This window comes from Sulfitobacter sp. R18_1 (assembly GCF_017743915.1).
GTDB lineage: Bacteria > Pseudomonadota > Alphaproteobacteria > Rhodobacterales > Rhodobacteraceae > Sulfitobacter > Sulfitobacter faviae.
Map to the genome: position 1 here is coordinate 51,946 of NZ_JAGHRG010000013.1, position 23,489 is coordinate 75,434.

22 protein-coding genes and 1 tRNA gene are annotated in these 23,489 nt (G+C 64.2%); 10 read left to right on the forward strand and 13 right to left on the reverse strand.

What is annotated here, in order from left to right:
* Positions 1-11: 11 nt before the first annotated feature.
* Both J7392_RS21360 and J7392_RS21365 read right to left on the reverse strand, forming a co-directional pair.
* Positions 12-1,265, reverse strand: coding sequence for a sarcosine oxidase subunit beta family protein (locus J7392_RS21360; RefSeq protein WP_209219332.1), 1,254 nt, complete (start codon positions 1,263-1,265; stop codon positions 12-14).
* Positions 1,266-1,415: 150 nt separating this feature from the next.
* A complete protein-coding gene (locus J7392_RS21365; protein WP_209219333.1) occupies positions 1,416-2,846 on the reverse strand; it encodes a Glu/Leu/Phe/Val dehydrogenase in 1,431 nt (476 codons plus the stop codon).
* A 340-nt stretch (positions 2,847-3,186) separates the two neighbouring features.
* Between J7392_RS21365 and J7392_RS21370 the strand changes: the two genes are divergently transcribed.
* The 3 genes from J7392_RS21370 to J7392_RS21380 are packed head-to-tail and all read left to right on the forward strand — an operon-like array spanning position 3,187 to position 5,707.
* Complete coding sequence (locus J7392_RS21370; RefSeq protein ID WP_247744699.1) at positions 3,187-4,623, forward strand: Tad domain-containing protein; 1,437 nt, start codon at positions 3,187-3,189, stop codon at positions 4,621-4,623.
* Complete coding sequence (locus J7392_RS21375) at positions 4,620-5,159, forward strand: pilus assembly protein (RefSeq protein WP_168612391.1); 540 nt, start codon at positions 4,620-4,622, stop codon at positions 5,157-5,159. Before J7392_RS21370 ends, J7392_RS21375 begins: the two co-directional genes overlap by 4 nt.
* On the forward strand, positions 5,159-5,707 hold the full coding sequence (locus J7392_RS21380; RefSeq protein WP_209219334.1) for a hypothetical protein: 549 nt from the start codon (positions 5,159-5,161) through the stop codon (positions 5,705-5,707). Before J7392_RS21375 ends, J7392_RS21380 begins: the two co-directional genes overlap by 1 nt.
* Here the strand turns inward: J7392_RS21380 and J7392_RS21385 are convergent.
* From J7392_RS21385 to J7392_RS21405, 5 genes are all read right to left on the reverse strand, one after another.
* Positions 5,704-6,210, reverse strand: coding sequence for a hypothetical protein (locus tag J7392_RS21385; protein ID WP_209219335.1), 507 nt, complete (start codon positions 6,208-6,210; stop codon positions 5,704-5,706). The genes J7392_RS21380 and J7392_RS21385 overlap by 4 nt on opposite strands.
* Before the next feature lie 123 nt (positions 6,211-6,333).
* Positions 6,334-6,852, reverse strand: a complete 519-nt coding sequence (locus tag J7392_RS21390) for a periplasmic heavy metal sensor (protein WP_209219336.1) — start codon at positions 6,850-6,852, stop codon at positions 6,334-6,336.
* 1 nt (position 6,853) lies between these two features.
* On the reverse strand, positions 6,854-7,210 hold the full coding sequence (locus J7392_RS21395) for a hypothetical protein (protein WP_209219337.1): 357 nt from the start codon (positions 7,208-7,210) through the stop codon (positions 6,854-6,856).
* On the reverse strand, positions 7,203-7,799 hold the full coding sequence (locus tag J7392_RS21400) for an RNA polymerase sigma factor (protein WP_209219338.1): 597 nt from the start codon (positions 7,797-7,799) through the stop codon (positions 7,203-7,205). The genes J7392_RS21395 and J7392_RS21400 overlap by 8 nt, the downstream gene beginning before the upstream one ends.
* Before the next feature lie 46 nt (positions 7,800-7,845).
* Complete coding sequence (locus tag J7392_RS21405) at positions 7,846-8,457, reverse strand: calcium sensor EFh (protein WP_209219339.1); 612 nt, start codon at positions 8,455-8,457, stop codon at positions 7,846-7,848.
* 217 nt (positions 8,458-8,674) lie between these two features.
* Here J7392_RS21405 and J7392_RS21410 point away from each other — a divergent pair, with 217 nt between their 5' ends.
* Together J7392_RS21410 and J7392_RS21415 are read left to right on the forward strand one after the other, a co-directional pair.
* On the forward strand, positions 8,675-9,091 hold the full coding sequence (locus tag J7392_RS21410) for a DUF983 domain-containing protein (RefSeq protein ID WP_247744700.1): 417 nt from the start codon (positions 8,675-8,677) through the stop codon (positions 9,089-9,091).
* Between the two features lie 42 nt (positions 9,092-9,133).
* Positions 9,134-9,829 carry an NUDIX hydrolase gene (locus J7392_RS21415; RefSeq protein WP_209219340.1) on the forward strand — a complete coding sequence of 232 codons (696 nt, stop codon included), beginning with the start codon at positions 9,134-9,136 and terminating at the stop codon, positions 9,827-9,829.
* On the opposite strand, the gene J7392_RS21420 is transcribed toward J7392_RS21415, so the two are convergent.
* From J7392_RS21420 to J7392_RS21430, 3 genes are read right to left on the reverse strand one after another with little or no spacing between them, the layout of a single operon-like run.
* Positions 9,826-10,746 carry a DMT family transporter gene (locus J7392_RS21420; RefSeq protein ID WP_209219341.1) on the reverse strand — a complete coding sequence of 307 codons (921 nt, stop codon included), beginning with the start codon at positions 10,744-10,746 and terminating at the stop codon, positions 9,826-9,828. The two genes, J7392_RS21415 and J7392_RS21420, sit on opposite strands and share 4 nt — an antisense overlap.
* A 40-nt stretch (positions 10,747-10,786) precedes the next feature.
* Positions 10,787-11,293: a lipocalin family protein gene (locus J7392_RS21425; RefSeq protein ID WP_247744701.1), complete on the reverse strand. Its 507-nt coding sequence runs from the start codon at positions 11,291-11,293 to the stop codon at positions 10,787-10,789.
* 38 nt (positions 11,294-11,331) lie between these two features.
* Positions 11,332-12,375: an aldo/keto reductase gene (locus J7392_RS21430; RefSeq protein ID WP_209219342.1), complete on the reverse strand. Its 1,044-nt coding sequence runs from the start codon at positions 12,373-12,375 to the stop codon at positions 11,332-11,334.
* A gap of 154 nt (positions 12,376-12,529) precedes the next feature.
* Between J7392_RS21430 and J7392_RS21435 the strand changes: the two genes are divergently transcribed.
* Together J7392_RS21435 and metG are read left to right on the forward strand one after the other, a co-directional pair.
* Complete coding sequence (locus J7392_RS21435; protein ID WP_067267478.1) at positions 12,530-13,753, forward strand: MFS transporter; 1,224 nt, start codon at positions 12,530-12,532, stop codon at positions 13,751-13,753.
* A 70-nt stretch (positions 13,754-13,823) separates the two neighbouring features.
* Complete coding sequence (gene metG, locus J7392_RS21440; protein ID WP_209219343.1) at positions 13,824-15,536, forward strand: methionine--tRNA ligase; 1,713 nt, start codon at positions 13,824-13,826, stop codon at positions 15,534-15,536.
* A 66-nt stretch (positions 15,537-15,602) separates the two neighbouring features.
* Here metG and J7392_RS21445 read toward each other — a convergent pair whose 3' ends face one another.
* Positions 15,603-16,193 carry a PAS domain-containing protein gene (locus J7392_RS21445; protein ID WP_209219344.1) on the reverse strand — a complete coding sequence of 197 codons (591 nt, stop codon included), beginning with the start codon at positions 16,191-16,193 and terminating at the stop codon, positions 15,603-15,605.
* A 311-nt stretch (positions 16,194-16,504) separates the two neighbouring features.
* On the opposite strand from J7392_RS21445, the gene J7392_RS21450 reads away from it, so the two are divergent.
* On the forward strand, positions 16,505-18,046 hold the full coding sequence (locus J7392_RS21450) for an MHYT domain-containing protein (RefSeq protein WP_209219345.1): 1,542 nt from the start codon (positions 16,505-16,507) through the stop codon (positions 18,044-18,046).
* Positions 18,047-18,060: 14 nt separating this feature from the next.
* On the opposite strand, the gene J7392_RS21455 is transcribed toward J7392_RS21450, so the two are convergent.
* Positions 18,061-18,147: transfer RNA gene (locus tag J7392_RS21455), tRNA-Leu, on the reverse strand.
* A gap of 78 nt (positions 18,148-18,225) precedes the next feature.
* Entirely contained in the window at positions 18,226-18,702 is a 477-nt protein-coding gene (locus J7392_RS21460; protein WP_067267484.1) for an Lrp/AsnC ligand binding domain-containing protein, read from the reverse strand.
* Positions 18,703-18,809: 107 nt separating this feature from the next.
* Here J7392_RS21460 and putA point away from each other — a divergent pair, with 107 nt between their 5' ends.
* Positions 18,810-22,226, forward strand: a complete 3,417-nt coding sequence (putA, locus tag J7392_RS21465) for a bifunctional proline dehydrogenase/L-glutamate gamma-semialdehyde dehydrogenase PutA (RefSeq protein WP_209219346.1) — start codon at positions 18,810-18,812, stop codon at positions 22,224-22,226.
* Between the two features lie 27 nt (positions 22,227-22,253).
* Positions 22,254-23,405 carry an amidohydrolase gene (locus J7392_RS21470; RefSeq protein ID WP_209219347.1) on the forward strand — a complete coding sequence of 384 codons (1,152 nt, stop codon included), beginning with the start codon at positions 22,254-22,256 and terminating at the stop codon, positions 23,403-23,405.
* The last annotated feature ends 84 nt before the right edge of the window (positions 23,406-23,489 follow it).

Genomic DNA, 23,489 nt, shown 5'->3' on the forward strand with positions numbered 1-23,489 from the left:
TTGGCCCTCCCTCAGTGCAAGTTGTGCTGAGACCCGGTGGCCTCTTCATCCATCAGACCTTCGCCCGAACGGAACCGGTCGAGCCTGAAGCCCGCCGCCGTCTCATGGGGCTGCCCGGTGGCCATCAGATGCGCCAGCGCATAGCCCGAGGCGGGCACCGCCTTGAAGCCGCCGTAGCACCAGCCGCAGTCGACGAACAAACCCTCGGTCTCGGTCTTGTCGATGATTGGGCTGCCATCGGGTGTCATGTCCATGATCCCACCCCAAGAGCGCAGCACGCGGGCCTTGCCGATCATCGGCATCAGGGTCATCCCCGCCTCCATCACATGTTCCATCATCGGCAGGTTGCCGCGCTGCGCGTAGGAGGCATAGAAATCCAGATCACCGCCAAAGACCAAACCGCCCTTGTCGGACTGGCTGATATAGAAGTGCCCCATGCCAAAGCTGATCACATGATCGATCACGGGCTTTAACCCTTCGGAGACGAAGGCCTGCAAAACATGGCTCTCGATCGGCAGGCGCATCCCGGCCATCGCTGCCACCTGCCCTGAGCGCCCTGCCGTGACGATCGCCACCTTCTTGGCCCGGATCGCACCGCGCGTGGTCTGCACGCCGCGCACGCGGCCGTTTTCGATGTCGATGCCGGTGACTTCGCATTGCTGGATCAGATCGACACCGCGCTGGTCCGCGCCGCGGGCATAGCCCCAAGCCACCGCATCGTGGCGCGCGGTGCCACCGCGCCGGTGCAGCAACCCACCGTGGATGGGAAAGCGCCCGTTGTCGTAATCCAGATAGGGCAGCAGTTTGCGCAGACCCTCGCGGTCGAGCAGTTCCGCATCGTCGCCTTGGTTGATCATCGCATTGCCGCGCCGGGCCGAGGCATCGCGCTGCGCGTCAGAGTGAAATAGCGTGATCACCCCGCGCTGGCTGAACATCACGTTATAGTTCAACTCTTCCGACAGACTTTCCCAGAGCTTCAGCGAATGGCTGTAGAACTCGGAATTGCCGGGCAGGAAGTAGTTGCCGCGCACCACGGTCGTGTTGCGCCCGACGTTTCCCCCGCCGAGGTAGCCTTTTTCAAGCACCGCGATATTCGTCATGCCGTGGTTCTTGGCAAGGTAATAGGCTGTGCTTAGCCCGTGCCCGCCACCGCCGATGATCACCGCGTCATATTCCGCCTGCGGCTCTGGATCGCGCCATTGCGCCGTCCAACCGCGATTGCCGGTCAAACCTTCACGCAACACCCGCAGTCCTGAAAATCGCATCATTCGCCTCCCCCGGTCTTGCCGCAGTCAAGCAACTTGGAGCGCAAGTATCAATCACCGAAAACGCCCTCTGCCCCCATCGTGGGCCCGGTCAGCAAAAAGGGGCGCACTGCGCCCCTTTTTCGTTCACTTAAAGGGAAATACGCCCCCTCAAAGCCCCTTGGCGTGATAGCTTGCCGCGACCTTTTCAATCGAGACCAGATAGGCGGCCGTGCGCAGGTCATCGACATCGTCGCGGCTGTGCCAGACATGCGCCATCGCCTCGTAGGCCGTGCGCATCGTGTCGTCCAAGCCAGAGCGGACCAGCTCCAACTCGCCTGCGCCGCGCAGGTACTTCTCTTTGAAGTTCGGGCTCAGCGTCCAACCCAGTTGCTTGTCCGCGCTCAGCCGCTCAAGCTCATCCACCACCAGTTGGTGACGCGATTCCTCGGCGCGGCGCTGCATACGGCCAAAGCGGATGTGGCTGAGGTTCTTGACCCACTCGAAGTAAGACACCGTCACACCGCCCGCGTTGGCATACATATCCGGCACGATGACCGTGCCCTTCTTGCGCAGCACCTCATCCGCCCCGGCGGTCACCGGACCGTTCGCGGCCTCGATGATCAGGGGCGCCTTGATACGCTCGGCATTGGTAAGGTTGATCACCCCCTCAAGCGCGGCGGGGATCAGGATATCGCAATCCGCTTCCAGAAACTTGGCGCCATCCTCTTCGAACTTCGCATCGGCATAGCCTTTGATCGTGCCGTGCTTTTCGATCCACTTATGCACCGCCTCGACGTTCAGCCCGTCTTCGCTGTGCAGCGCACCGTCGCGTTCGATGATCGCGGTGATCTTCGCGCCATCCTCTTCGCTGAGGAACTTGGCGGCGTGATAGCCCACGTTGCCGAGACCCTGAATGATGACCCGCTTGCCGTCGAGCTTGCCGGAAAGGCCCGCTTTCTTCAGCCCCTCGGGATCGCGGAAGAAGGCTTGGAGCGCATATTGCACGCCCCGGCCTGTCGCCTCGGTCCGGCCTTGGATGCCGCCCGCGTTGATGGGCTTGCCGGTGACACAGGCCACACCGTTGATGTCGGTGGTGTTCATGCGTTTGTACTGGTCCGCGATCCAAGCCATCTCACGCTCGCCGGTGCCCATGTCGGGCGCGGGCACGTTCTGCGCGGGGTGGATCATGTCGCGTTTGATCAGCTCATAGGCGAAACGCCGGGTGATCAGTTCAAGCTCATGTTCATCGTAGTCGCGCGGATCGATGCAGAGCCCGCCTTTGGAGCCGCCGAAGGGCGCCTCTACCAAGGCGCATTTATAGGTCATCAGCGCGGCCAGCGCTTCGACCTCGTTCTGGTTCACGGCCATGGAATAGCGGATACCGCCCTTCACAGGCTCCATATGTTCGGAATGGACCGAACGGTAGCCGGTGAACGTATGCATCCGACCCCGCAGACGCACGCCGAAACGCACCGTGTAGGTGGCGTTGCAAACGCGGATTTTCTCTTCGAGACCGGGCGGCAAATCCATCAGCGCGACCGCGCGATTGAACATCAGGTCCACACTGTCGCGGAAACTCGGCTCATTGGCTGGATTCATCGGTCTCTCCTCTTCTTGTCCGGTCGCGGTCCCTTTGTTTGCGGGCGCGACTCATCTGGCTGCCCTAGGGGCATGCAGTCGCACCGTAGGACGCCTCATGGCGGGGCGCGACCCAATTCCTCGCGATTTGCGAAACTTTATCAACCGTGGGTAGGGGCGGCCCGCGCCACCCTCCCCGCCCGGTGGAAATCGGCCCGAAACGCCCCCGAAAACCGGCCCCAAGCGCCGCCTATTGCCCCAGACGCGCCAAACTCTGGACACTTTCCCGCAGCACTACAGGGCAAGGCAAATGCCGCCCATTCCCTTTGGCGCCCGCAGGACGCCAAAGGAAGAGAGGTTGATGACGATGCGCGATAGCACTCACAGTTCGGAAAATCCCCCGCAGCCCCTGCCCGCGCTGCTGCGCCGCTTCGCGCGCGAAGAAGACGGGCTGGTCACGGTCTTTGCCATTCTGATGATCCTGCTGATGATCCTCATGGGGGGCATCGGCGTGGACCTGATGCGCCATGAGCGCGAACGCGCAAGGGTGCAGGCCGTGGCCGACCGCGCCGTGCTGGCGGCGGCTGACCTTGACCAAACGCTCAGCCCCGAGGCCGTGGCCCGCGATTATTTCGACAAGGCGGGGCTGGCGGAATATGTATCCAGCGTGACGGTCGACGAAGGGTTGAACTACCGCCGCGTCACCGTCGATGCCTCGCGCACGCTCAACACGATGTTCATGAGTAAATTTGGCCAAGACCGGCTGCATGTCCCTGCCAAATCCACGGCGGAGGAAAAGGTGAACAAAGTCGAGATTTCCATGGTGCTCGATATCTCCGGCTCCATGCGGGAGAACGGCAAGATGGCCAACCTGCATGACGCAAGCGACGCCTTCATCGACACCGTGCTGAAGCCCGAGAACGCGGACCTGATCTCAATCTCCGTCGTGCCCTATACCGCGCAGGTCAACGTCGGGAAGGACATCATGGATGAGTTGAACGTCACCCAGCTGCATTCCTTCTCCCATTGCGTTGATTTCGACGACAGCGAGTTTGACCTCACCGCCATCAGCCAGACCCGCAGCTATGAGCATATGCAGCACTTCGAGGCGGGCTATAGCTGGAACGGCTATCACCGCGACAACACCGGCCATTATGACAACATCTACAACCCCGGCTGCCCGAAGCAGGACTACGAAGAAGTCGCGCCCTATTCGCAGAACGCCGCCGCGCTGAAAGCCCGGATTTCCAATTTCCAGCCCCGCGCAAACACCGCCATTCATCTGGGCATGAAATGGGGCGTGGCCCTGCTCGACCCGTCCTTCCGCGCGATCAATCAAACCATCGGCGGCGATGCGGCTTTCCAAGGGCGCCCGGCTGATTACGGCGATATCGACACGCTGAAAACGGTGATCTTGATGACCGACGGGGTGAACGTGACCACCCGCCGGATCAACCCCCAAGTCTACGCCAACCGGGACCACTACCGCCATTGGAGCGATTATCCCTTCTACTGGTGGCTGAACCGCAATGTCCGCTCAAGCGAGCGTCACCGCTGGTACTGGACGAAATACAGCGCATCGCAGGCCGACGCTCTGCTCGACAACATTTGCGACGCGGCCAAGGCCAAGGGCATTGTGATCTGGTCGATCGGCTTTGAAGTGACCGACCATGGCGCATCGGTGATGAAGAACTGCGCCTCCTCCGACAGCCATTTCTTCCGCGTCGAAGGGGTCGAGATCGTCAGCGCATTCGAGGCCATCGCCCGCCAGATCAACCAGTTGAGGCTGACGCAATGATACAGCGCTGCATCAAGGCATGGCGCCGGTTTCGCGGCGATGAGGATGGCTCGGCCATGCTGATGGAATTCGCCATCCTGTCGCCGCTGCTCTTCGGCTGCCTGCTCATGTCCGTCGAAATGAGCTTTTACGCCATCCGCCACATGTTCCTTGACCGGGGGCTCGACATGACGGTGCGCTACATCCGGCTGAACACCAATACCCCGATGACGCATCAGACCATCAAGGACAAAATCTGCGAGGCCGCGATCTTTTTGGATGACTGCGAAGAGACCCTGCGCCTTGAGATGATCCGCGTGGACCCGCGCAATTTCGCCAGTTTCGACCAGTCGCCCGATTGCGTTGACACTTCCGAAGACCCCAGACCGGTGCGCGGCTGGACCCTTGGGGTCGAGCATCAGTTGATGCTGCTGCGCGCCTGCGCGCGGTTTGAGCCCTTCTTTCCGACCACCGGCCTTGGCTATGCCCTTGAGAAAGACGGCGCGGGCCGTGTTTCCATGGTCTCAAGCGCGGCCTTCGTACAGGAGCCGAATTGATGCGCGTTTTCCGCAGTTTGCTGGCCCGGTTCAAAGGGCGCGAAGACGGCTCCATCGCCGTCGAGACGGTGATCATGTTGCCGCTGATGTTCTGGGCCTATCTGGCCATGTATTCGACCTTTGACACCTTCCGGATGTACAACCTTAACCAGACGGCGGCCTATACCGTGGGCGATGCCATCTCGCGCGAGACGCAGGCGATTGACGCGGACTATCTGCGCGGGATGCAACAGCTTTTCGAGTATCTCACCCGCGGCACCGGGCAAACGGCCCTTCGGGTCAGTTCGATCTGGTATGATCAGGCGAACGACCGTTACCACGCGGATTGGTCACAAGTGCGCGGAACGGTCCAGCCATTGACCAGCGACGATGTGCGCAATTGGCATGACAAGCTGCCCGTCATGCCCAACAACGAACGCGTCACGCTGGTCGAGACATGGCGTGATTTCGAGCCGCTGTTCAAAACCGGGCTGGAGCGGCGCGACATTCACAACTTCGTCTTCACCCGCCCGCGTTATGCGCCACGCACGGTCTGGTCGGACGGTTAAGCGGCCTCACGCTCGGCCAGTTTGGCGCGGATGATCTCGGCGATGAGCTTGGTTTCATTGGCCGGGGTCATGCCGCCCACGCCAATCCGGCGGCCAAGGCTCCACCACAGGCCCAAGCGCCAGCCCCGCGCCACGCGGCGGTTGGTCTTGAGCAGGAAACCGTTCGAGGGTTTGACCGCGAAAGCGCCCTGATCGATGCGCGCGATCTCGTCCATGCGGACGATCACCCGGCCATCGGCATCGCGCAGCGCCTCTTCGGTCAGCTCCACCGCGCTGGCGGTGGCGCGGCGCATCACCTCGGCAATCGCGATGAAACCAAGCCCCACCAGCACCAACACAGTTTGCCAGGCCGGATCGGGCGAGCGGGTCAGCGCGGAATAGATCAGCAGCAGCCCCAGCCCCGCCAGTGACAACAGCCCCACCGCCCGCCGCGCGGGTGACGCCTTGGCCGTGGCCAGCACGGTTTCCGCGCCGCTATGCATCGTCTGAGAGGTGTCGGTCATGGGCCGGGCTTTCTAAGGGGCAAGGGGCCGGTTAACGCCGCCCCCTGCCGGGGTCATTCGCCCTCGGCCTAGCCCGCCGTCTGGCAAAGGGCAAGACCGGGCACTGGGCGGCACCCGGCCCGCTCACCGTTCGGGCCTGCCGTCGCGTTTGCCTTTCTTGCGGGGCGGCCCCGCTTCCAGCCGCTGTTGCAGCTTGTCGGCATAGTCTTGACGGGCGGCGGCATCCATTGCGCTGACCTCGGCCAACCAAGCGTCATGGGCGACCTGCTGAACACCCGCGGCGGCCTCGCCTTGGGCGGCGAGCACCGCGGCGGCCACATCCGCCTGAAACGGCTCGGCCCGAAGCGCGGCAAGCATTTCGTCGTAAAGCGCGCGCCGCGCTTCCCGGTCGAGGTGATGCGCCTTGCCGCTGGCGCGCATTTTCCCGTGCAACCCGCGCCGCGCTTCGGGCGGCAGCGCCTGCACATAGGGCGAGGCATAGCTGCGCAGCCCCGGCAAATCACCCCCGCCATGCGGCCCCGGCCCGCCGTGACGCCACATCGCCCCGCCAAGCGCGCCGAGGATCATCACGTTCAGCGCCAGTGACAGGCCAAGGGCCACCCGCATGAGGCGCCTGCGCCGCGGTGTCGGTTCCTGTGTCATCTCAACTTTCCTCCATGTCCCAGCCAAATCCACCGAATTCGCTGCCTGTGTCAGCCGCCGTGAGGTCCGAGGTCTCGGTCTCCCATGTGCCGGTCACGAACTGCCCGGCCAAATCCGGCATGCCCTCGGGCGGTGCCACGCCGACCCAAACCCCGACAGCCGCGGCAGTGGCAAGACCGCTCAGCCCCGCCGCACCGCCTAAGAGTTGCCAGAGCGCTTGATACCACGGCTGGCGCGGCGCTTTGGGCATATGCGCTTCGGCATCGGCCAGAACGCGCGCCTGCAAATCGGCCGAGACCTGTGGCGGATTGGCCCGGGCCGCGGCAAAGAAATCTTCCAGATCGTCGAAGTCACTCATTTTCAAACCCCAATGCGTCCCGTTGTGCCGACAGTTGCGCGGCCAATGCCCGTTTGCCCCGCGCGGTCAGGCTTTCCACCGCTTCGACCCCGATGCCCAGCACCTCTGCGATCTCGGGATTGGCCATACCGTCGATATGGCGCAACACCACCGCTTGGCGCTGGCGGTCGGGCAAAGTGGCCAGCGCCTGTTGCAGCGCGTCCACACGGGCGGCCTGCTGCATCTGCTGCGCGGCACCGGGAGTCGGATCGGCAGGTTCCGCCACATCATCGAGCCCAGCCACCCCCGAACCCCGGCGGCGCAGACGATCGGTGCAGAGGTTGGCCACGACACGGTAAAGCCAAGTGGTCACCTTGGCCTCGCCCCTGCGCCACTTCGGCGCCTGACGCCAGAGCCGCAGCATCGCCTCTTGGGCCACATCCTCGGCCTCGGCGCGGTCACCGAGCACCCGCAGCGCATGGCCGTGGAGGCGCGGCACCAGCCGCGCGGTCAGCAACCGCGCCGCCGCCGCATCGCCATTGGCATAGCGTTGCAACAACTCGGCATCCGCATCTTGCTGCGCGTTGGGCAAATCCTGCATCCCGTCCATGGCTAAGGTCCGGGCGCGCCATGATCAAGCGCGCCCAAAGCTTCATTTAGTCCTGCTGCGGCTTGTCATGGTGCATTTTGTGGCCCTTATGGTGCCGCTTGCCATGCATTTTTTTCGCCGCTTCGAACTCTTCGGCGCTGATGCTGCCGTTGCCGTCTTTGTCCAGACGCTCGAACATCTTGGCCGGATCGTGGCGCTGCGTCATCTCTTCCATCGAGAGTTTGCCGTCGTCATTGGCGTCCATACGCTCGATCATGCGGGCGCCCTTATCACCGCCCTTATGACCGTGCTTGCCGCCCTCTTTGCCGCCGCGCTTGCCACCGTGTTTATCGCCCATGGCTTCCAATTCGGAGGCGTCGAGGCTGCCGTTGCCATCGGTGTCGAAACGCTCAACCATCTTGGCGGCGCGATCGGCGCGGCGTGCATCGCCTGCGGCCTTCAGCTCTTCGTCGGTCACGAAACCGTCGCCATCGGCATCAACCTTGGCAAAACGCGCCTCGGCATGGGCCTGAAACTCTGCCTGCGTGATCGCACCGTTGCCATCTGCGTCAAGCTGCTGGAACCGGTCCTGCCCGCTTTGCTGAGCGGTGGCGGCCACGGCACCCACGGCCAACAATCCGCTGAGGGCTGCGATCTTCATATTGGTACGAATGGTCATCTTGATACTCCTCGTTTTTTAAAGATCGTCTCACGCTTTTGCGCCGCGATCACAGGGTCAAACGGCGGGGCCCGAAACTTCCGTCGCAGGTTTTCAAACTTTTTTCGAGAAAATCGGCCAAGCCCCGCCCTGCGCGACATGGCGCCGCAACGGCAACCTCCGGTCTTTTCATTTCACGCCCCAGACTGCATCTATCCCTCAACCAGAGGATCGCCCCATGTCACAGACCCAGCAATTGTCCCCCGACACCGCAGAGACCGACGCCAGCGAAGAGCGGCCCCGCCTGCCTGCCATGCTGCGCGGCTGGCGTGGCAAATGCCCCTCCTGCGGGGGCGGAGAGCTGCTGCATGGCTATCTGAAAGTGAACGACGACTGCGCGGTTTGCCGTCAGGAGTTCCACCACCACCGCGCCGATGACGGCCCGGCCTATCTGACCATTCTGCTGGTCGGTCACCTTTTGGCGCCGGGGCTGCACATCGCCTATGTGGTCTGGCGGCCCGAACCTCTGACCCTGTTCACCATTTTTGCGGTTGGCTGCACGGCGCTGTCGCTTTACCTTCTGCCCAGACTGAAGGGGGCCATGATCGGCTTTCAATGGGCCAAAAGGATGGGCGGCTTCGGCCGGTCAAACTAAGGCGGCCTGCCCTTCGGCCCCTGACTGCCGGAGCGCTACCGCATGACCATCGACAAGACCAAAATCCGCAACGCCGCCACGGTGATCGTGCTACGCGACCGCCATGAGACCCCGCATATCCTGATGGGGCAACGCGGAGCGAAGGCGGCCTTCATGCCGAATAAATTCGTCTTTCCCGGCGGGGCGGTGGACGCGGGCGATGCCCATGTGCCCCTTGCCGCCCCGGTGAACGCGCTTTGCCACGGCAGGCTTTGCGATGATGCCGAGCCGTCGCTCGCCCATGCCATCGCCGTTGCCGCCATTCGTGAGCTTTGGGAAGAGACCGGTTTGGTGCTGGGCCGCAAAGGCGCATGGCAGGGCGATGTGCCGCCCGACTGGCAGAGCTTTGCAGCCACAGGCCATTTGCCCGATGCCTCCGCCCTGCAATTCGTGTTTCGCGCCCTGACACCGCCGGGCCGTCCGCGCCGCTTCGACGCGCGTTTCTTTCTGGTGGATGCCGACGACATCGCCAGCGACCCCGATGATTTCGACGCAGCCTGTGATGAGCTGTCACATCTTCAATGGGTGCCGCTGAGCCGGGCGCGGTCTTTCGACATGCCCTTCATCACCGAGGTCGTATTGGCCGAGGTCGCCGCCCGGGCGCGTGACACCAGCCCGCCTGCCTCGGTCCCGTTTTTCAAGAACAACGACGAAGAGAGCCTGTTCCTGCGCCTGCATGGCCGCCCGATGACGGGCTAGGTCACCAAAACCAGCGTCAGGATCGACAGGGCCAGCACCGACATTCCCGCCCACTCCCGGCGCGAAATCCGCTCGCGAAAGAAGAGGGTCGTGGCCGCGATGCTCAGCATCAGTTCCACCTGCCCCAAGGCTTTCACATAGGCCGCGTTTTGCAGGGTGAAGGCGATAAACCAACAGAGCGACCCGCCCATTGAGGTTAGCCCAATCCAAACCGCCACCCGCCGCGCGGCCCAGACCCGGCGCAACTGCCCCGGTTCGCGCAGGCGCAGCCAAAGGGCCATGATCAGCGTCTGCATCAGCACCACCGCCGCCAGCGTCACGCCCGCACGCAACAGCGGATCGCCCGAGGCCACGGCGAGCGAGGCGCCGCGATAACAGACTGCCGAGATTGCGAAGAGAAAACCCGAGGCGATGCCCAGCCCCGCCGCACGGTTGCGCAGATCGCTGAGGCGCAGCCCCCGCGCCTCGGCCCCGCCGGACAGCAACAGCAGCCCCAGCACACCAAGGGCGATGGCCGCAAAGCCCGCACCCGAGACGCCCTCGCCCAGCACGATCCAGCCCATCAGAACGGTCTGGATCACCTCGGTCTTCTTGAAAGTGATGCCCACCGCGAAATTGCGCTGCTTGAATAACAGCACCACGCAGACCGTCGCCATGATCTGCGCCGTGCCGCCCATCGCCCCATACAGCCAGAACCCCGCCTCAAGCGGCGGCACTCCCTGCCCGCTCAGCGCCAGATAGAGCGGCAGCAACAGCGCCACGAAGGGCGCGGAATAGAGAAACCGCGAAAAGGTCGCCCCGCCTGCCGAGAGCGTATCGGTCGCCAGATGCTTTTGCAGCATGAAGCGCCCGGTCTGAAAGACGGCGGCGGCAAGGGTGACGAGGATCCACAGATCGGGGGCAAAAGCACTGTCCATAACAGCCTATAGGCCGAAGGCGGGCGGCAGGGCCAGTGCCTTAGGGCCTAATCTCTAGGGCCGCGAGGTCATAGCCGTTGAAGGCCAAAATCTCCTGTGCTGCGGCGATCCGGTCCTCCCCGCCTGTCGCCTGACGGTCAAGGATCCAGCCATATCCGCCATCGGGGCTGCCAATGACCGCCGTGCGGAACCCTTCGTCGACCCAAAGCACCCAGAAAGGCCGCTCGGCCCCGCCGACGGCGGCGCGCATGGTGTAGCGGCCCGGCCCCTCTGCGCTTAACGCCCAAAGGGTACGGGTGTTGCGGCATCCGGCGCTGTCGCAGATCTGGCGCTGTTCAATCAGGGACGGCCCTTCCGGCGCGAAGGTCACTGCCTTCAGGTCGGCGTCACCGGGGAATGCCGCCCGGACCTGCCACTCGCCGCCAAAACGCGCCGCGTCATAGCGGCTGGTGGCCCCGATCAAAGCCTCCGCATCGCGAAACCCGGTCTGCGAGGGCGGTGCCTCGTCGCCGCTACACGCCGCGAGGGCGGCCAAGAGCAGCAACATGGCCCCCCGCCGCGCCAAATGCATCCCAAGGCGGCCCATCAATAGGGCATCGGATGGGCTTTATGCGCCGCATCGAGGTCGGCCATCACCTCATCGCTGAGGCTCAGCTCCGCCCCGCCAAGCGCCACGTCAAGCTGCTCAAGGCTGGTCGCGCCAAAGATCACTGAGCCCATGAAGGGCCGTGTCGCACACCATGCCAGCGCCATCTGCACCGGGTCGAGCCCATGTTTCTCGGCCACGCCAAGATAGGCCGCGACCGCCTCAAAGGCGCGGGGGGTGACCCGACCGCCCAGGTCTTCGTTCAGCGACAGACGCGACCCGGCGGGGTTCTTCCCGCCCTGATATTTCCCGGTCAGCAACCCCGCGGCCAGTGGAGAGAAGGCCAGCATATCGATCTGCTCATTGACGCAGGTCTCGGACACATCGGTATCGGCCAGACGGCACATCAGCGAATATTCGTTCTGCACCGAGATCGGGCGCGGCCCGCCCACGCGTTCGGCCACGGCGGCCCATTGGGTCAGCCCCCAAGCGCTTTCGTTGCTCAGGCCAAAGGCGCGGATCGTCCCGCGTTCGACCTCACGTTGCAGCGCGCCGAGCGTGTCCTCCATATGCGCAATGGTCTCGGCCCGGTTCTGGTTCGACGGGTCGTAGTGCCAGTTCTTGCGGAACATATAGCTGCCGCGGTTGGGCCAGTGGAATTGGTAAAGGTCGATGTAATCCGTCTGCAAGCGCTTCAGCGAGCCTTCGATGGCGCCGGGAATCGTGTCGGAGGAAATCGGTGCGCCGTCGCGGGCGTGCTGCATCCCCTCGCCGGAGTGTTTGCTGGCCAGAACCACCTCGTCCCGGCGCTTGTCGCGGGCGAACCACTGGCCGATGATCTCTTCCGTCCGGCCAATCGTCTCGGCGCTGATCGGGTTCACGGGGTACATCTCGGCCGTGTCGATGAAGTTGATCCCGGCCTCCAGCGCGCGGTCGATCTGCGCATGGCCCTCCTTGGCGGTGTTCTGGGTGCCCCATGTCATGGAGCCCAAACAGAAATGCGAGACCTCGATATCGCTTGAGCCGAGCTTTTTCATCTTCATCTTCTGGTCCTCGCTTGTGATTTGCCCGCAACCTAGCCGCCTGCCCGGCCTTCGCAAGGGCAATTGCCCCGCGCCGATCCTAGCACCCCGACAAAAGCGCGGCCTCGGTGCTTTCGGCCTTCCGTTTGGGCAGCAATGGACGCAATCTGCGCCCATGCGCCTGCTCATATCCTTCGCCGCCCTGTTCTTCTCGGTCATCCTTCTGCAACTCTCCACCGGAGGTGTGGGGCCGATCGACGTGTTGTCGGGCGCGCAGCTTGGGTTCAGCCGACAGGAAATCGGTATGCTTGGCTCGGCCCATTTTCTGGGGTTTTTCATCGGCTGCTGGTGGGCGCCTCGGTTGATGGGCAGCGTCGGCCACAGCCGCGCCTTTGCCGCCTTCACAGCTGCCGGATCAATCGGCCTGATGGCGCATATGATGGTGGTGGACCCTTACGCATGGGGGCTGATGCGCGTCGCGTCAGGCATGTGCGTGGCGGGCTGCTATACGGTGATCGAAGCATGGATGCAGGCCAAGGTCACCAATGAGACCCGCGGGCGCACCATGGGCGTTTACCGGGTGGTGGACATGAGCGGCTCGCTCGCCGCTCAGTTGATCGTGGGCGTGCTCGCCCCGGCGTCTTACGTCTCTTACAACCTGCTGGCCATCGGCTGCTGTGCCGCCCTCTTGCCGCTGACGTTGACCAAGGTCCGCCCGCCCGAGACGCCGAGCCAGCCACGGCTGCGCCCGCGCCTTGCCTTTGACCGCTCGCCACTGGCGGCGGCGGGGGTCATCGTGGCCGCCGTCTCCAGCGCATCTTTCCGCATGGTCGGGCCGATCTACGGCCAAGAAGTCGGCCTCAGCGCGCCGCAGATCGCGTGGTTCCTTGCCGCCTTCGTGCTGGGCGGTGCGCTGGCGCAATACCCCATGGGGATGCTGGCCGATAAGTTCGACCGCCGCTGGGTGCTGATCTGGCTCTCGGTCGCTGCGATGGGCGGCTGTGCGGTCACCGTGATGGGCGCGGGCTATGGCACGGCGGGGATCATGCTCTCCGCCGGGCTCTTCGGCGCCACGACCTTTCCAATCTATTCGGTCTCTGCCGCCCATGCCCATGACTTTGCCAGTTCCGACGAGCGGGTAGAGCTTTCCGCCGCCCTGATGTTCTTTTTCGCTCTGGGTGCCATCGGCGCGCCCTATCTCGCCTCGGTCCTGATCGATAATTTCGGCGCGGCGGCGCTTTTCGCAATGATCGCGGCGGCGCATGGGGGGCTGGTGGTCTTTGGCCTTGCCCGGATGCGCGCGCGCCCCACCTTGGCCGAACGGACGCCCTACGTCTACGCACCACGAACCAGCTTTCTCATCGGGCGGCTCTTGGGCCGCGCGCGGGACCGCGACTGACCGGTCCCGTCTTTTGCTGGAACTGGCGCAGCCCTTGCGATAAGGCTGCGCCAAGCACGGGAATATTTATATGACACGCCACCTCATCACCTCCGCCATCCCCTATATCAACGGGATCAAACATCTGGGTAACCTCGTAGGCAGCCAGCTGCCCGCGGACCTCTACGCGCGCTATCAGCGTGGCCGGGGGCAGGATGTTCTGTTCCTCTGCGCCACGGACGAGCACGGCACCCCCGCCGAGCTTGCCGCCGCGAAAGCGGGCAAGCCGGTCGATGAATATTGCGCCGAGATGTATGAAACACAGGCCCGCATCGCCGAAGGGTTCGGCCTGTCCTTCGATCACTTTGGCCGCTCGTCCAGCCCGCAGAACCACAAGCTCACGCAGCATTTCGCGGGCGCGCTGGCCGACCGCGGGCTGATCGAAGAGGTCTCCCAACGGCAGATTTATTCGCCCACCGACGGGCGCTTCCTGCCCGACCGCTATGTCGAAGGCACCTGCCCCAACTGCGGCTTCGAGGATGCGCGCGGCGATCAATGCGACAATTGCACCAAGCAACTCGACCCCGAGGACCTGATCAACCCGCGCTCGACCATCTCGGGCGCCACCGATCTGGAGATGCGCGAGACCAAGCACCTGTTTTTGAAGCAAAGCCAACTCAAGGACGAACTCGACGCCTGGATCGACAGCAAGACCGATTGGCCGGTGCTGACCACCTCCATCGCCAAGAAATGGCTGCATGACGGCGACGGGCTGCAAGACCGCGGCATCACCCGCGACCTCAGCTGGGGCGTGCCGGTGAAACGCGGCGATCAGGACTGGCCGGGCATGGAGGGCAAGGTCTTCTACGTCTGGTTCGACGCGCCCATCGAATACATCGCCTGCGCGCAGGAATGGGTCGATGCGGGCAAGGGCACCGATTGGGAAAGCTGGTGGCGCACCGACCGCGGCGCCGAAGACGTGCGGTACACCCAATTCATGGGCAAGGACAATGTCCCCTTCCACACGCTTAGCTTCCCCGCCACGATCAAGGGCTCGGGCGAGCCGTGGAAGCTGGTAGATTACATCAAGTCCTTCAATTACCTCAATTATGACGGCGGTCAGTTCTCCACCTCGCGTGGGCGTGGCGTCTTCATGGATCAGGCGCTGGAAATCCTGCCGGCGGATTACTGGCGCTGGTGGCTCTTGAGCCATGCGCCCGAGACCTCGGATGCCGAATTCACTTGGGAGAACTTCCAAGCCTCGGTGAACAAGGACTTGGCCGACGTGCTGGGCAATTTCGTCAGCCGGATCACCAAGTTCTGCCGCTCGAAGTTCGGCGAAGCGGTGCCCGAGGCCGGTGAATACGGCGAGGCGGAACAGGCGCTGATCGAAGACATCACCGCCCGCGTCGCCCGTTACGAGACGTTGATGGAGGCGATGGAGGTCCGCAAATCCGCCGCCGAACTGCGCGGCATTTGGGCGGCGGGCAACGAATATCTGCAAGCCCAAGCGCCTTGGACCACCTTCAAGACCGACCCCGACCGCGCGGCGGCGCAGGTGCGGCTGGCGCTGAACCTGATCCCGCTCTACGCCGTGCTTTCCGCACCCTTCATCCCCACGGCCTCGGCCTCGATGCTGGCGGCGATGAAGGTCGAAGACATGCCTTGGCCCGACGATGTGCCCACGACCTTGGGCAAGCTTGCCCCCGGCCACGGCTTTGAAGTGCCCGAGGTGCTTTTTGCCAAGATCAGCGATGACGACCGCGAAAGCTGGGCCGAACGTTTCGCCGGTACGCGCGACTGATCAGAGATGTAGGAACAGCGGCGCGGGTTATGCGCCGCTGGTTCACTTTGCGGCACGGGCATTGCGCTAACCGCGCCGCGCGCGCTTTCCCACTGAGACCGCGCGCACTGGCCCCACGCTATTCGCCGCCGCTTCGACACCCCGAAACCGAACGCCATGCCCCCGCCCTTCGGGATCCCGCTCCGCCGTGAGCCATCCGTGGACAATGCGGGCCGTCTCCTCCCCCGGGTGCATCTGAAAGCCGCCCTGCGGCGCCAGCCCCTCAAGCGCCTGCGCCCAAAGCGTGTCGATCTCGGCCCCATCGCAAAGCCGCGGCCCGAACAGATCGCTGATATGTTGCCCGATCAGACAATCCCCCAGCCCATAGGTGACACCACAGGCCGCCTCATTGGCATGGCAAACGCGCCCATCGGGAGAGAATACCACGTCGATTTCGGCCATATCGGCTTTGACGGGGGATAGGAGGCGATTGCCCGCCGCCCCCTTCCCGCCCGCGGGGCCGAGAGAGGGCATAAGCGCCCCGCGAAGCCCTCCCTTGCGCCCACCATCAAGGTTCTGCCTAAACATGCGCCGCTCTGCCGCGAAAACGATGGAGATGAGCGGGAGTTGCCCTAAGGTAAGGCTGTCCTCCGCAGCAGCGGTATCTCCGTCTGACATGCTCCCCCTCTCACGCGGCACGTTGGGCCCAGACGCGCCGCACCGCACAGCGGAGCCCAGCATCCGAGCAACATAGCCCCGCAGGCAAAAAACCATGCGCCGCAAGAGGTTAAACGATCGCCCTCCTTTCCCTGACCCTGCCATCTCCCGCCTCTGCCTCATCCCGCCCCACTGCCGACCTTGGGGGAGGATTAGCGGCAAGGTCTTACCACGGAGTTAAAAAATGTAGGCACAGTGTGAACTTGCGAGAGACTTATTTTCGCCCTATTCCGACAGCAATTAACCAAGTGTTAATATCAGATAGGATAAAGATGTTCCGGGTCGCCCATACAATTCATCACGATCACGACCTCGGGCTCGTGCTGCTTGCAGCACTTCTTTGTTTCTTTGGCAGCTGGGTGGTGGCACGGCTCTATCGGCATGTGCTTGAACAGCCGCGTCGCCAAGCGTTGATCTGGTGCTATCTGACCGCGATGACAGCGGGGGTGACGATCTGGTGCACCCATTTCATCGCGATCCTTGCCTATCAGCTCGACGCGCCGGCGACGTTCCATTTCTCGCTCACTTTCCTGTCGCTGATCATCGCCATCGTCGGCTCGATTCTGGGCGTCGTCATCGCCGGGCTGCTGAAATCCCGGCGGGCCACGGTTCTGGGCGGGACGATCTTTGGGCTGGCGATTTCCGCCATGCATTATACTGGAATGGTGGCCTATCGCGTGCAGGGCGCGATCCATTGGGACATGGGCTATCTGACCGCCTCCGTCATCATCGCGGTTGTCCTTGCGACCCTCGCGCTTGGCGCAGCGGGCCGTGGGGGCAAGGGCAGCGTGCTGTGGATGACCGCGCTTTTGGCGCTGGCGATCATCCTGCTCCATTTCACCGGCATGGCTGCTTTTCAGGTCACCCCGCTGGCCGCGCAGCCGCTTTACGCCAACCCGGTTGAATATAGATTAATCGCGCTCATCATCGCCGGCACCGCCGCCATCATCGCACTGGCCGCGCTCTTTAGCTATGTGGTCGAAAACCGCACCCGCAACGAAAGCGTCGAAGAACTGCGTCAGGCCCGCGATGCCGCCGAAAGCGCCAGCCGTGCGAAATCGGAATTCATGAGCGTGCTGAGCCACGAATTGCGCACCCCGCTGACCATCGTGATCGGCTACGCCACCTTCCTGTCGGAACTCAAACGCCACAACCTCGCCAAGCTGGGCCCGGATGAAAAACCGGTGTCCGAGCATTTCTCCAAGATGGGCGATCAGGCGGAACTCTACGGCCAGCGCATCAAATTCGCGGGCGGGCAATTGTTGACCATTATCAACGACATCCTCGACTATACGAATATGGAGTTGAACGACCTCGCGCTCGACAAGACCGCCTTCGACACCCGCGCGCTTTTGGAGGAAGTGGTCGAAGAGCACCACGGCGCCGCGCATGACAAGACCGCCACGCTGCATATCGACACCCCGCCCCTCACCGTCACCGCCGACCGCCGCCGCAGCCTGCAACTGTTGGGCCATATCGTCGGCAATGCGCTGAAATTCTCCAAGGCGCGGGACATCTATCTGCGCGCGCGCCTGCACGCGGGCGGGTTTGTTTTCGAGGTCGAAGACAATGGCGTCGGCATCGCCGCGCAGGATCTGGACCGCATTTTCGAGGCTTTCACCCAGATCGAAGATGCCGACGACCGCGCCGAGGGCGGCACCGGGCTGGGGCTCGCGATCTGCAAGAAACTGGCCCTTGCCCATGGTGGCGACATCACGGTCAAAAGCACGCTCAGTCAGGGGACGACCTTTACCGTCTTCATCCCCGGCGCCACGCAATTGGCAGAGCCTGTGACGCTGGCGAAGGCAAGCTAAGTCTTTGAAAACAGTGGTGCGGGCGGTGGGACTCGAACCCACACGGGGCTACGCCCCAACAGATTTTAAGTCTGGTATGTCTACCATTCCATCACGCCCGCATCGGGGCGCACAATAAGCATCACGCAGGCGGTGTAAATGGGCGAATGCCCCCGGCCCCATGGTTCTGGCACGATGCGTCAGGCCGTATCGGCCAGCATGGTTTCCTTTACCGCCTCCATCGCTACATAGGTCGAGGTGCTGGCCACATGCGGCAGGGTTGAAATCACCTCCCCCAGAAAGCGGCGATATTCCGACATGTTCCGCGTGCGCACCTTGATCAGATAGTCAAAATGGCTCGCGATCATATGGGCCTGTTCGATCTCGGGCACCTTGGCCACGGCGAGGTTAAAGGCCCGCAAGGCCGCCTCGCGCGTGTCGTTCAGGCGCACCTCGACAAAGGCGACATGATCCAGCCCCAGCCGGATCGGGTCCAAAAGGGCGCGATAGCCAAGGATCACGCCGCTTTCCTCCAACCGGCGCAGCCGCGCTTGGGTGGGGGATTTCGACAGGCCGATGCGGCGGGCAAGATCGGTGATGCTGATACGCCCGTCCTCGGCCAACACCGATAGAATCGCACTGTCGAACCGGTCCAGATTGAAAAGTTCATTTGACATGTGATTCCCCGCTAGTTCAGTCGTAACGACTATCATGACATACGTATTAAGTCGATTAGCCTTCTCAACATGCGGTATTCTGGTCCAAACATCAACTGGAGCTTGCCATGGCCCTCGATCACGCCCCCGCCCTTCGCCAAACCATCGACGCGCGCACCTATGCCGGGCCTGACGCGCTGCTGACCGAGCTCAAGGCGCAGGCCGATCTTTCGCCCGAGGACCGCGCCAAGATCACCGCCGATGCGGCGGGTCTGGTGCGTGACATCCGCGGCACCTCGGCCCCCGGCATGATGGAAGTCTTCCTTGCCGAATACGGGCTTAGCACTGAGGAAGGCGTGGCGCTCATGTGTCTGGCCGAGGCGCTGCTGCGCGTGCCGGATGCCGAGACCATCGACGCGCTGATCGAGGACAAGATCGCCCCTTCGGACTGGGGCCGCCACATGGGGCATTCGACCTCCAGCCTCGTCAACGCGTCGACATGGGCGCTGATGCTGACGGGCCGCGTGCTCGACGACGACCAGCCCGGCCCGGTGCGCCACTTGCGGGCCGCGATCAAACGTCTGGGGGAGCCGGTGATCCGCACCGCCGTCAGTCGCGCCATGCGCGAGATGGGCCGCCAGTTCGTTTTGGGCGAGGACATTCAGGCCGCGATGAAACGCGCCCGCGGCATGGAGAAGAAGGGCTTCACCTATAGCTACGACATGCTGGGCGAAGCCGCACGGACCGAGGCCGATGCCAAGCGCTACCATCTGAGCTACTCCCGCGCGATCTCGGCCATCGCCGATGCCTGCACCCATGACGACATCCGCAAGAACCCCGGCATTTCGGTCAAGCTCTCGGCCCTGCACCCGCGCTACGAGCTAGCGCAGGAAGAGGCCGTGATGCGCGATTTGGTGCCTCGCCTCCGGGCGCTGGCGCTTTTGGCAAAATCCGCCGGAATGGGCCTCAACATCGATGCAGAGGAGGCCGACCGTTTGGCACTCTCGCTCGAAGTCATCGACACGGTGATGGGCGAGCCCGCCTTGGCCGGTTGGGACGGCTTCGGCGTGGTCGTGCAGGCCTATGGCCCGCGCGCCGGCGTGGTGATCGACACGCTTTACGACATGGCGCAGCGCCATGACCGCCGCATCATGGTGCGGCTGGTGAAAGGCGCCTATTGGGACACCGAAATCAAGCAAGCGCAGGTCGAGGGGATCGACGGCTTCCCCGTCTTCACCCGCAAGGCCGCCACGGATGTCAGCTACATCGCCAATGCCCGCAAACTGCTGGGCATGACCGACCGCATCTACCCGCAGTTCGCCACCCATAACGCCCATACCGTCGCCGCCGTGCTGTATATGGCCGACGACCCCGAGGCCTACGAGTTCCAGCGCCTGCACGGCATGGGCGAAACCCTGCATGACATCGTCATGCGCCAGCACGGCACCCGCTGCCGCATCTACGCTCCCGTCGGCGCGCACCGTGATCTGCTGGCCTATCTCGTCCGTCGTCTCTTGGAGAATGGGGCGAACTCCAGCTTCGTGAACCAGATCGTCGACGAGGACGTGCCGCCCGAAGTTGTGGCCGCCGACCCCTTCGACCAACTTCAGGACAACGCCCCAACGATCCCGAAAGGGCCGGAGGTGTTCCAACCGCAGCGCGCCAATGCGCGGGGCTTCGATCTTGCGCATACCCCAACCCTCGCTGCGATCGAAGAAGCCCGCGCCCCCTTTGCGGACGCCACATGGGAAGCCGCTCCGCTGCTGGCGGGCGAAGCTGCGCCCGAGGCGGATGAAACCGTCGCCAATCCCACCGGGGGCACCTCCCCTGGGACCGTACGCCCTGCCTCCAAGGCCGATGTGGCCACGGCGCTCGACACTGCCGCGCCTTGGGACGCGCCTCTCAGCACCCGCCGCGCCACGCTTTTGCGCGCCGCCGACATGCTCGAGGACCGCTACGGCGAGATCTTCGCCATCCTCGCCCGCGAGGCTGGCAAGGGTCTGCCCGACTGCGTGGCCGAATTGCGTGAGGCGGTGGATTTCCTGCGCTACTACGCCGGACAGGCCACCAACGAGCCGCCCGCGGGCATCTTCACCTGCATCTCGCCGTGGAACTTCCCGCTGGCGATCTTCTGCGGGCAGGTCACGGCAGCACTGGCCGCTGGCAATGCCGTACTGGCCAAACCGGCCGAGCAGACCCCGCTGATCGCGCAGCTTGCCGTCAAGGTGCTGCACGAGGCCGGCGTGCCGCGCGCGGCGCTGCAACTGCTGCCGGGCGGCGGCGAGGTGGGCGCGGCGCTCACGGGCGACGCCCGCATCAACGGCGTGGCCTTCACCGGCTCCACCGCCACCGCCCTGCGCATCCGCGCCAACATGGCCGAGCATTGCGCCCCCGGCACCCCGCTGATTGCCGAGACCGGCGGTCTTAACGCCATGATCGTCGACAGCACCGCCCTGCCCGAGCAGGCCGTGCAGGCCATCGTCGAAAGCGCCTTCCAATCCGCGGGCCAGCGCTGCTCCGCCGTGCGCTGCCTCTACGTGCAGGAGGACATCGCCGAGGACCTGATCACCATGCTGAAGGGCGCAATGCAGGCGCTGCGCATGGGCGATCCCTGGCATCTGTCGACCGACGTGGGCCCTGTGATCGATGATGCCGCGCGCCAGACCATCGTCGACCATGTCGAGGCCGCCCGCGCGGACGGCCGGCTGATCGCCGAACTAAAAGCGCCCGAAGGCGGCACCTTCGTCGGCCCAGCGATCCTGCGGGTGAACGGCATCAGCGACATGAAGCGGGAAATCTTCGGCCCGGTACTGCATGTGGCAACCTTCAAGAGCCATGAGCTCGACGCGGTGATCGACGCGATCAATGCCACCGGCTACGGCCTCACCTTCGGCCTGCACACGCGGATCGACGACCGGGTGCAGCATGTGTCCGAGCGGATCGAGGCGGGCAACATCTACGTCAATCGCAACCAGATCGGCGCCATCGTCGGCAGCCAGCCCTTCGGCGGCGAGGGGCTCTCGGGCACCGGGCCGAAGGCGGGCGGGCCGAACTATCTGCCCCGTTTCGCCGCCCCCGACCATCGCGAAGCCTCGGGCGCATGGGACAGCGAGCAGACCACGCTGCCCGCCCTGCCCGCGCATCAGCCATCCGTGTTGGAGACCCAGTCGATGCCCGGACCGACCGGTGAGAGCAACCGCCTGTCGACCCTGCCCCGGCCCGCCCTTCTCTGCATGGGTCCGGGGGCCGAGGCGGCCAGCGCACAGGCCAAGGCGGTGCGCGCCCTCGGCGGTGTCGCGGTTGAGGCCACAGGCCCTATCGACCCCGAAGCGCTCACCACCGGCCCGGCCTATGGCGGCGTCCTCTGGTGGGGCGATGAGGAGACGGCGCGGCAGATCGACAAGGCGCTGGCGGCCCGCGAGGGGGCGATCATCCCGCTTCTGCGCGGCAAGCCCGACACCGCGCGCGTCCGCGCCGAGCGGCATGTCTGTGTTGACACCACCGCCTGGGGCGGCAATGCACAGCTCTTGGGGATGATGGCCTGAACGGGCCGCACAATTAGGGGGAGCGCCATGCTGACGAACCGCGATATCGAAGAACTGACGCAGTTTCGCAGGGCGCTCCACCAATACCCCGAGATCTCGGGCGAGGAAGTGGAAACCGCCCGGACCATCGCGGCGGAACTGGAAAAGCTCGCGCCTACGCGCATCCTCACCGGCCTTGGCGGGCATGGGGTGGCGGCGATTTTCGACAGCGATGCGCCCGGCCCCACGGTGCTCTTCCGCGCGGAACTCGACGCCCTGCCGATCCCCGAGGAACATGACATTCCTTGGGTCTCTAAGTTGCCGGGCAAGTCCCACGTCTGCGGCCACGACGGCCATATGACCATGCTCTTGGCGCTCGGCCGGATGATCGCGCGCCGCCCCGTCGCAAAGGGCCGCGTGGTGCTGATGTTCCAACCGGCCGAGGAGGACGGCAGCGGCGCGCGGGCGGTGGTGAACGATCCCAACTATGCCGAGATCGCCGCCGATTACGCCTTTGCCATCCATGTCGAGCCGGGCCGCCCCTTTGGCCATGTCGACACCGCGCCCGCGCTGATCAACTGCGCCTCGAAAGGCATCTCCGTCACCCTGCACGGCAAGACCGCCCATGCCGCCAGCCCCGAGGACGGCACCTCCCCTGCGCCTGCGCTGGCCGAGTTGATCCCGGCGCTGCAAGCGCTCGGCCCCGGCGGGCCGCTTGATGATGACTTCCGCCTCGTCACCCTCACCCATCTGCGCATGGGTGAGCCGACCTTTGGCGTCGCCCCGGGCGAAGCCGCGTTTTACGCCACCCTGCGCAGCACCCGCGACGCGACGTTGGCCGAAATCGAAGCGGCCCTGCGCGCCGAAGTCGCGCGCGTGACCGAGGCCCATGGGTTGACGGCAGCTTTCGCGGAATCGGACCATTTCGCCGCCTCCATCAACCACCCCGACGCCTACGCGATCGCCGCCGCGGCGATGGACGCGCTCGGCGTGTCGCATGGGCAGAAAAACCTGCCGATGCGCGCCTCCGAGGATTTTGGCCTATTCGGGCGCGATGCCAAGGCGGCGATGCTCTGCCTTGGGCCGGGGGTGGACTATGCCGCGCTGCACAATCCCGACTACGATTTCCCCGATGATCTGATCCCCGTCGGCGCCGGTATTTTTAAGCGGATCGCCCGGGATTTGCTCGGTTCCGCTTGACAGAAGCCCCCGCGGGCGCAGCTAAGGTCATGACGATCCCCCGCGCCGCTTGACGCTGCGGACGACTTGGCAAAGGCTGGCCCG

Coding starts and splice junctions, on each gene's coding strand:
- J7392_RS21360 (WP_209219332.1), bottom strand. CDS start 1,265: ATGCGATTTTCAGGACTGCGGGTGTTGCGTGAAGGTTTGACCGGCAAT.
- J7392_RS21365 (WP_209219333.1), bottom strand. CDS start 2,846: ATGAATCCAGCCAATGAGCCGAGTTTCCGCGACAGTGTGGACCTGATG.
- J7392_RS21370 (WP_247744699.1), top strand. CDS start 3,187: ATGACGATGCGCGATAGCACTCACAGTTCGGAAAATCCCCCGCAGCCC.
- J7392_RS21375 (WP_168612391.1), top strand. CDS start 4,620: ATGATACAGCGCTGCATCAAGGCATGGCGCCGGTTTCGCGGCGATGAG.
- J7392_RS21380 (WP_209219334.1), top strand. CDS start 5,159: ATGCGCGTTTTCCGCAGTTTGCTGGCCCGGTTCAAAGGGCGCGAAGAC.
- J7392_RS21385 (WP_209219335.1), bottom strand. CDS start 6,210: ATGACCGACACCTCTCAGACGATGCATAGCGGCGCGGAAACCGTGCTG.
- J7392_RS21390 (WP_209219336.1), bottom strand. CDS start 6,852: ATGACACAGGAACCGACACCGCGGCGCAGGCGCCTCATGCGGGTGGCC.
- J7392_RS21395 (WP_209219337.1), bottom strand. CDS start 7,210: ATGAGTGACTTCGACGATCTGGAAGATTTCTTTGCCGCGGCCCGGGCC.
- J7392_RS21400 (WP_209219338.1), bottom strand. CDS start 7,799: ATGGACGGGATGCAGGATTTGCCCAACGCGCAGCAAGATGCGGATGCC.
- J7392_RS21405 (WP_209219339.1), bottom strand. CDS start 8,457: ATGACCATTCGTACCAATATGAAGATCGCAGCCCTCAGCGGATTGTTG.
- J7392_RS21410 (WP_247744700.1), top strand. CDS start 8,675: ATGTCACAGACCCAGCAATTGTCCCCCGACACCGCAGAGACCGACGCC.
- J7392_RS21415 (WP_209219340.1), top strand. CDS start 9,134: ATGACCATCGACAAGACCAAAATCCGCAACGCCGCCACGGTGATCGTG.
- J7392_RS21420 (WP_209219341.1), bottom strand. CDS start 10,746: ATGGACAGTGCTTTTGCCCCCGATCTGTGGATCCTCGTCACCCTTGCC.
- J7392_RS21425 (WP_247744701.1), bottom strand. CDS start 11,293: ATGTTGCTGCTCTTGGCCGCCCTCGCGGCGTGTAGCGGCGACGAGGCA.
- J7392_RS21430 (WP_209219342.1), bottom strand. CDS start 12,375: ATGAAGATGAAAAAGCTCGGCTCAAGCGATATCGAGGTCTCGCATTTC.
- J7392_RS21435 (WP_067267478.1), top strand. CDS start 12,530: ATGCGCCTGCTCATATCCTTCGCCGCCCTGTTCTTCTCGGTCATCCTT.
- metG (WP_209219343.1), top strand. CDS start 13,824: ATGACACGCCACCTCATCACCTCCGCCATCCCCTATATCAACGGGATC.
- J7392_RS21445 (WP_209219344.1), bottom strand. CDS start 16,193: ATGTCAGACGGAGATACCGCTGCTGCGGAGGACAGCCTTACCTTAGGG.
- J7392_RS21450 (WP_209219345.1), top strand. CDS start 16,505: ATGTTCCGGGTCGCCCATACAATTCATCACGATCACGACCTCGGGCTC.
- J7392_RS21460 (WP_067267484.1), bottom strand. CDS start 18,702: ATGTCAAATGAACTTTTCAATCTGGACCGGTTCGACAGTGCGATTCTA.
- putA (WP_209219346.1), top strand. CDS start 18,810: ATGGCCCTCGATCACGCCCCCGCCCTTCGCCAAACCATCGACGCGCGC.
- J7392_RS21470 (WP_209219347.1), top strand. CDS start 22,254: ATGCTGACGAACCGCGATATCGAAGAACTGACGCAGTTTCGCAGGGCG.